Genomic DNA, 6,852 nt, shown 5'->3' on the forward strand with positions numbered 1-6,852 from the left:
CAAGAATTTAACCAAGGAAAATACCAACAATCACCATCATCAAGCCGATGACTGACAAAAACAGAGATCCGAGGTTCAGCGGCAAGACCTTTTGCACAGCCAAACGCAGCTCGTCATCGCTCAGGCCTGCTTTGCGTGCGCGTTGGACGCGAATGATACTCATGACCAAGCCAAGCAATCCCAAAAGTGACACAGCCGCACCAGACCAAATCAAGCCATCCATCGCTTTTTCCTTTACGCTTTTGTTTTCGCCCATCGCCTAACCTGCGCGCGCAATGCTCGCAAGCCCTTGCGGCCTCGGGGGCAGGGCGCTAGGGACAGTTCAAATCTTTCAAAATATAAATCAGCCTATAAGCGGAGTGTCCCATGTCAGATGTAACCAGCGATTCCAGCTACCGTGTGACCGCAGACGAATTGCGCCAATTTATCGAACGTCTTGAACGCCTTGATCAGGAAAAGAAAGACATCGCGGAGCAGCAAAAAGAAGTGATGGCAGAGGCGAAAGGTCGTGGATACGACACAAAAGTCATTCGCAAGGTCATAGCGTTGCGCAAGCGTGAGCCAGATGACATTGCCGAAGAAGAAGCCGTGCTTGAAATGTATAAAGAAGCGCTGGGGATGCAGGGCTAAGCCCGTATCCTAACGTTTCAGGGGCTGAGATATGTCACGCCCGGAATGCGGCTAATCTCGAAGATATCTTCTTCGTATTGCTCGGTGAGTTGATCTACCAGTGGCTCTGTCCAACCGGGTAGGTCCACTTCTTCCTCGACCATGTCATCAATCGCAAACTTATCGAGAAATGCGGTGATCACGCGACGCGTTTGGACCTCTGTCATGTCGGGATGGCTCTCGCGATAGCTCTGAAAGCGGCTCATCCCTTCGGCGCTCATGATCTCTGCAAGCAGATCGTGCCCACCCAGAATATGTTCGTTCGCGGCGAGCCCTGCGATCTCGCGCATCAACTCGCTCCAAATCAATGGCGTATCTTCATTGCTCCAAACCGTGATTGGCACATTTGGGGCCTCTTGGCGGATCGATGTGATCAGATCGGACCAATAGATGTCACGCGGGTCTGCACCATCGAGAAACTCGACAAATTGCGTATGGGGTGTTGATGCATACATTGCAGGCAAATGGGTCGCCGGGTTGCGAATACTTAGAAACAGCTCAACCTCATCCTCGGCAAACAGATGAGTCATGTACCCCAGACGCGATCCGGCTTGCGGATAAATGCGACCTTTGTGAAAGCCAAGTTTTGGCACGCAAAAGAAGTTTTCACTGTGCATAATGACGCGGTCCACATCAGTTGCGTCCATGTCCAAAATAGCATCTAGGAAAGCCATGCGCGAATCCGGTCCTGCCGCGCGCTTTGAAAGCGCTTTAACCGTGGCACTGAGCAATTGACGGTAGTGGCGCGGTTTAGGCAACGCGATGCCACGTTTTTGAAACGCTTCTCTATTTTTGAAAAGCGATTTAAGAAGTTTGCCGTCGTCCGTACAATGCGCGCCCGCGTGGAGTATGACCTGCATCAGTGCCTGCTATTCGCTGAACTGCTTTGATGTCGCACGATAAGCGCTTTTCTGGACAGTTAAACCGATTTCCGGCACAAGTCGCGCCATGAGCACAATTGATATCCCAGCCGCCCCCAAACGCGCGTCGTTCCCAAGCTTTTGGTCGATTGGCGCGTTGTTGATTGCGTTGATCGTTGTCTTGCCCATTTTGTCGGTCATTTGGATTGCTTTTTTCCCAAGTGAAAACATTTGGCCGCATCTGATTTCAACGACATTGCCGCGCTATCTCAAGAACACGTTGGTTTTGATGGTGAGCGTTGGAGGTATTGCTGCGATTGTCGGAACGGGCACAGCATGGATGATCGTGCGCTATCAGTTTTTTGGCGCGCGCTGGCTTGAGTGGCTGTTGCTGTTGCCGCTGGCTATCCCGGCCTATGTGGGTGCCTATGCTTTGGTCGATTTCCTTGAATATGCAGGACCCGTGCAAACTGGACTGCGCGAGATGTTTGGCTGGCGCAACTCGCGAGACTATTGGTTCCCAGAGATCCGCTCGGTCGGTGCTGCGATCTTGGTGTTGAGCGCGTCCTTGTTTCCCTATGTTTACTTGATCGCGCGCGCAGCATTTCGGGAGCAATCCAGCAGCGGTGAGGAAGTCGCGCGTTCGCTCGGGGCAGGGGCCTTTGCCCGCTTTTTCCGCATCGGTCTGCCAATGGCGCGCCCCGCGATTGCTGCGGGAACTGCGATCGTGATGATGGAAACGGTCAATGATTTCGGCACAGTGGATTATTTCTCTGTCCAAACCTTAACCACCGGCATTTTTAGCGTTTGGCTTGAAAGCAACAACGCAGGCGGTGCCGCGCAAATCGCGAGCACAGTTCTTTTGCTCGTTGTGCTCTTGGTGACGCTTGAAAAGCTGTCCCGCCGTCGCAGCCGTTTCTTTTCTTTGGGGCGTAGCCACCGCGGTATGCACAAGACTGTCCTTGTGGGGTGGCGCTCTGTTGTGGCCTTTTTGGCATGTACTGTGCCTTTCGCGATTGGCTTTGTGTTGCCTGCCAGTGTGATCTTGAACCATGCGCTCGATAATGCGGATCGATGGCATGACCCTGCGTTGCTGAGTGCTTTGCTCAACACATTGACGGTCGCAGGGATTGCGGCGCTTGTGACCGTGAGTCTTGGTTTGTTTATGGTCTACGGCGTGCGCCTGTCTGATCGTGCGCTGCCGCGTTTGTTGATGCCTGTGACGAGCATCGGCTATGCCGCGCCTGGCGCTGTTTTGGCTGTTGGTATTCTTATCCCGCTTGCGATGCTTGATCATGCACTCGCGGATGGATTAGAGGCGCTGACTGGCCGAGACTTTGGCCTGATGCTGACAGGATCGTCCTTCGCATTGATCCTAGCCTATTGTGTGCGTTTCTTTGCGATCGCTCAAGGGGCGGCGGATGCTGCGATGGGGCGTGTCTCGCCCAGCTTACCCATGGCCGCCCGCTCGCTGGGGCGTACCAAAGGGCAAGTGCTCGGAGCCGTCTATTTGCCGCTCATCCGCGCGTCTGTATTGTCGTCTTTGTTGCTGGTGTTCGTGGATTGCGTGAAAGAGTTGCCTGCGACCTTGCTGTTGCGTCCGTTCAACTATGACACATTGGCCACACGCGTGCATGATCAAGCGAGCCTTGAGAACCTTGGCGATGCAGCACCTGCTGCAATTTTAGTTATTTTTGTCGGACTTTGCGCAGTTGCGTTGCTTGCGCGATCCAGTCGTTAAAAGTTTTTTGCATTTTTGTGAAAAACCCTCTTGCGAGCGCGAGTGTCTCTTTGTATTCGCATCCGCAGTGCCCCTATAGCTCAGCTGGTAGAGCAATTGATTTGTAATCAATAGGTCCGCGGTTCGAGTCCGTGTGGGGGCACCACTACCAACCGTAAAGCATTGTAATACCTCACTAATTAGACTTAGTAAGTGAGCCGTAGACCATGCTGGCAACCAAATCTAATAGCTATACCTTCCAAAAGGACGGTATTTGGTATTTCTCCCGTAGAGTTCCTGCTGATTTACGGCGGCATTATCGTACGGGCAGGATTGCTTATTCTTTGAGGACTAAATCCATTAGGGATGCTCGTGTTAGGGCGATGAGTGATGCTGCTAAGTTAGACAGGCATTGGCACATCCTGCGTATCTCTTCGGATGATTTACCCGGAAAGCACTTACTCGCTGATGCTGTTCAGGAGCCAGCAGCTGAGGCTTCTAGCGATGATCATTCGTTTAAGGCTGCTGTGGCGGTTTATCTGCGCCTGAAGGGCAATGACCGCCCGCCAACCTTTGAGGCTGCTGTGAGGCGATCTTGTGGCTATCTGATTGATTGCTGTGGGATGAAAGACCTCCACGATTATGTTCGGTCTGATGCTACCAAGTTCCGTGATTATCTATTCGCCAAAGGCCTGAACGGGGCTTCTGTGGCAAGGATCTTTGGGACAGTTAGAGCCGTTATAAACTTAGCCCTGAGTGAGTTTGGGCTAGCAATCGTCAACCCTTTCTCAAACGTCTATTTCGATCATAGTATTAGGGTTAAGAAGCGGCTGCCCGTTAAGCCTGAAGACATCAAGAAGGTTCAGGCAGAGTGCTATAGGGCTGATGATGAGAAGCGATGGCTGATAGCCCTCATAGCTGACACAGGGATGCGTTTAGCAGAGGGTGCGGGGCTGCTACGGTCTGACTTCATCGAGAAAGATGGTCTCCTCTGCGTGAACATCAGGCCTCATCCTTGGCGATCCCTGAAGACTTCAAGCAGTGAAAGGGTGATACCTCTAGTAGGTTCAGCTAAGTGGGCAGCAGAACGTATACTAGCACAGCCTGCTAACAGTAAGTTTGCATTCCCTAACTACAATGATGGTGAAAGAACCAATGCCAACTCAGCTAGTGCTGCCTTGAATAAGTGGCTGAAGATAAAGATTGGGCCAGCGTACACCATTCATGGCTTCAGGCATTCAATGCGAGACAGGCTCAGGGCAGTTGAATGTCCCAGTGATGTGATTGATCAGATTGGTGGCTGGCTAACGCAGGGCGTGGGTGCTTCTTATGGATTGGGGCATAATCATGGAACGCTAACGAGATGGCTAGTTTCGATCGTTGAGGCTCCAAATCGGGCAACATAAAGTGAGGCCAATATACATAGGCCCCACCTTTGATTTTAAGATACAAAGATTCTAAAATCTTGTTCTGTCGGTTGCTAATATAACTCGTCAAGCAAGCGGTGTTGCGCCCGTTTCCATTCGAATTATTTTCCCGTCTTTAATCATGCAAACCAGCATCACGGCTTCTTTTGTATCGTCGGGGTAAGACATGAAATCATGTGAAACTAAAATTTCATCGTTCTCATAAACACAACGAGATGCATCGTTTACGAATTTTGGGTTAGTCATCATACCGGCGGCCATCGACACCCATTCAGTTTTAGTGAACTGATTACCGGATTTGTGAAAAATGATCTCGGCATCTTCGTGAAGAAGCTTTGCATAATCGTCCACATTTCGATCATTCATAACTTTCGTCAGTTTCTGGTATAATGACATCTCTATTCCCCCCACATTCCAGCGAATTCGTAGACAACTGCACGCTTTCCACCTACACACCAAGCATCATGATTTGGCGAAATCGCATATGCATCACCAGCAGAATATGTGGCTTCTGAACCGTCATCACAAACGCAATGAATAGTTCCTTCGACTATGATTCCGGTATGCGTAGCTTGACAGCTTGGCGTGCCGACAATTGGCTTGATGTCAGTGGACCATTTCCAATCTGGTGCCAGCGTCAGCTTCATCACCCGCTGACCTAGAACGTTTACCGCTTCCATACGTGCGTTTGGCATATCCTTGGCTTCATCTGCGTGCGATGCAAAACTTTTAACTTCAATTGGCATTATAAGTTTCCTTTTCGGGGGCATTTTGATCCTGTTGGAGCAGTCTCGATCCCAGCGTTAGTGTTATTCATTAGGTGAGTTTTAGATTTAGCTGACAACAGAAGTGTTGTGCTTTATCACAGTAGCAATTTCAGATATCTCACTGGCAGGAGCACCCGATCTTTCGGAGTGCTCTTTAATGAGATCTTCACTATCCGAATTGTAAATGCAAAAAATAGCATCGCCAACGACATAGCTTTGCTCCTGCATGATGTTCTTCCCCTCTGAGCGCATCGCCTCCAGAACTTCTTCCGAACCTTTACCTGCATTGTTCAATTCATGTTTCGGAATGCTCCCTGCGCCTTCCATTTCACGTCTAATTAGAAACTTTTTCATGACTGTCCCCTTTATCGAGATTGTTAAGCCAGAGATTTAACCAGCTTGGAAAGTGAAACACACATCAAAGATATAACTATCATTAACCTTAAACCGCTCTTGAATTTCGTATGGTTTGGTGGTATTTTATCAACTTTGACACTTGGTGATCATTTGGAGGGCAGAAAATGAACCAAACTATTAGATTGAATATTACTTCAAAAGCACAAAACTATTGTCCAATTTCAACATGCGCCGAGGTGATAGCTGACCATTGGTCAGTAATCGTTCTGCGAGACATTGCCATATGCAATCAACGAACCTTTCGGTCAATTTTAGCAAATAATAATGAAAGAATTTCTACTGGCGTACTAGCTGGCCGTTTGAAGCGGTTGACTGACATTGGATTGTTATCATTCAAGGATGATCCTGCACATGCACAACGAAAGATTTATTGTTTAAGCTCAGCTGCAATAGATCTTGTACCAATTTTATTAGATATGTCGGCTTGGGCGCTGACACATGCGTCGGGCTCTAAGGAGCCAATCGCACTGCCATCGGGTATGGAACGTCCCCAATCTCAATATTCAAAAGAATTAACGGATCGCTTACGAACGTTGCACTTAGATCCTAGCGATATGCCTGTCTAACTTAGCAGCATCACTCATCGCCCTAACACGAGCATCCCTAATGGATTTAGTCCTCAAAGAATAAGCAATCCTGCCCGTACGATAATGCCGCCGTAAATCAGCAGGAACTCTACGGGAGAAATACCAAATACCGTCCTTTTGGAACGTATAGCTATTAGATTTGGTTGCCAGCATGGTCTACGGCTCACTTACTAAGTCTAATTAGTGAGGTATTACAATGCTTTGGGTGATTTAATGGTGCCCCCACACGGGGATGGCTCCGCCAGTAGGCACCAAGGCCAAGCATTAACCTCATAAAACAAGGCTACTGTCTCATTCTGGTTCCTGCAACAGGCGTAAATTGGTCTACGGTTTGGTCTACGATCCAAGCTTAGGCTCAGGACCCATTAATTGCCTTGATGCTGGTTTGTCGTCATGATTCACGAA

General features: G+C 49.3%; 10 protein-coding genes and 1 tRNA gene. 5 read left to right on the top strand and 6 right to left on the bottom strand.

Annotation, left to right across the window (positions count from 1 at the left end):
* Positions 1–7: 7 nt before the first annotated feature.
* The gene (locus PFRI_RS12300; RefSeq protein ID WP_084649680.1) at positions 8–223 is read right to left on the bottom strand and encodes a hypothetical protein; all 216 of its coding nucleotides are present in this window, start codon (positions 221–223) and stop codon (positions 8–10) included.
* 143 nt (positions 224–366) lie between these two features.
* Between PFRI_RS12300 and PFRI_RS12305 the strand changes: the two genes are divergently transcribed.
* On the top strand, positions 367–630 hold the full coding sequence (locus PFRI_RS12305) for a DUF2312 domain-containing protein (RefSeq protein ID WP_072631007.1): 264 nt from the start codon (positions 367–369) through the stop codon (positions 628–630).
* Positions 631–647: 17 nt separating this feature from the next.
* Here PFRI_RS12305 and PFRI_RS12310 read toward each other — a convergent pair whose 3' ends face one another.
* On the bottom strand, positions 648–1,529 hold the full coding sequence (locus tag PFRI_RS12310; protein WP_072631008.1) for a type 2 periplasmic-binding domain-containing protein: 882 nt from the start codon (positions 1,527–1,529) through the stop codon (positions 648–650).
* A gap of 88 nt (positions 1,530–1,617) precedes the next feature.
* Between PFRI_RS12310 and PFRI_RS12315 the strand changes: the two genes are divergently transcribed.
* From PFRI_RS12315 to PFRI_RS12325, 3 genes are all read left to right on the top strand, one after another.
* The gene (locus PFRI_RS12315) at positions 1,618–3,270 is read left to right on the top strand and encodes an ABC transporter permease (RefSeq protein WP_072631009.1); all 1,653 of its coding nucleotides are present in this window, start codon (positions 1,618–1,620) and stop codon (positions 3,268–3,270) included.
* Between the two features lie 69 nt (positions 3,271–3,339).
* Positions 3,340–3,415, top strand: a tRNA-Thr gene (locus PFRI_RS12320).
* 61 nt (positions 3,416–3,476) lie between these two features.
* Complete coding sequence (locus PFRI_RS12325; RefSeq protein WP_072631010.1) at positions 3,477–4,655, top strand: DUF6538 domain-containing protein; 1,179 nt, start codon at positions 3,477–3,479, stop codon at positions 4,653–4,655.
* A gap of 87 nt (positions 4,656–4,742) precedes the next feature.
* On the opposite strand, the gene PFRI_RS12330 is transcribed toward PFRI_RS12325, so the two are convergent.
* The 3 genes from PFRI_RS12330 to PFRI_RS12340 form a co-directional block, all read right to left on the bottom strand.
* The gene (locus PFRI_RS12330) at positions 4,743–5,027 is read right to left on the bottom strand and encodes a hypothetical protein (protein WP_245812362.1); all 285 of its coding nucleotides are present in this window, start codon (positions 5,025–5,027) and stop codon (positions 4,743–4,745) included.
* A 47-nt stretch (positions 5,028–5,074) separates the two neighbouring features.
* Positions 5,075–5,422: a cupin domain-containing protein gene (locus PFRI_RS12335; RefSeq protein WP_072631012.1), complete on the bottom strand. Its 348-nt coding sequence runs from the start codon at positions 5,420–5,422 to the stop codon at positions 5,075–5,077.
* A gap of 87 nt (positions 5,423–5,509) precedes the next feature.
* Complete coding sequence (locus tag PFRI_RS12340) at positions 5,510–5,797, bottom strand: nickel-binding protein (RefSeq protein ID WP_072631013.1); 288 nt, start codon at positions 5,795–5,797, stop codon at positions 5,510–5,512.
* Between the two features lie 167 nt (positions 5,798–5,964).
* Between PFRI_RS12340 and PFRI_RS12345 the strand changes: the two genes are divergently transcribed.
* A complete protein-coding gene (locus PFRI_RS12345) occupies positions 5,965–6,426 on the top strand; it encodes a winged helix-turn-helix transcriptional regulator (RefSeq protein WP_072631014.1) in 462 nt (153 codons plus the stop codon).
* Here the strand turns inward: PFRI_RS12345 and PFRI_RS21965 are convergent.
* Positions 6,400–6,600 carry a DUF6538 domain-containing protein gene (locus PFRI_RS21965; protein ID WP_425439469.1) on the bottom strand — a complete coding sequence of 67 codons (201 nt, stop codon included), beginning with the start codon at positions 6,598–6,600 and terminating at the stop codon, positions 6,400–6,402. The genes PFRI_RS12345 and PFRI_RS21965 overlap by 27 nt on opposite strands.
* Positions 6,601–6,852 lie beyond the last annotated feature (252 nt).

The sequence above is a fragment of the Planktotalea frisia genome, assembly GCF_001890925.1.
Classification (GTDB): Bacteria; Pseudomonadota; Alphaproteobacteria; order Rhodobacterales; family Rhodobacteraceae; genus Planktotalea; species Planktotalea frisia.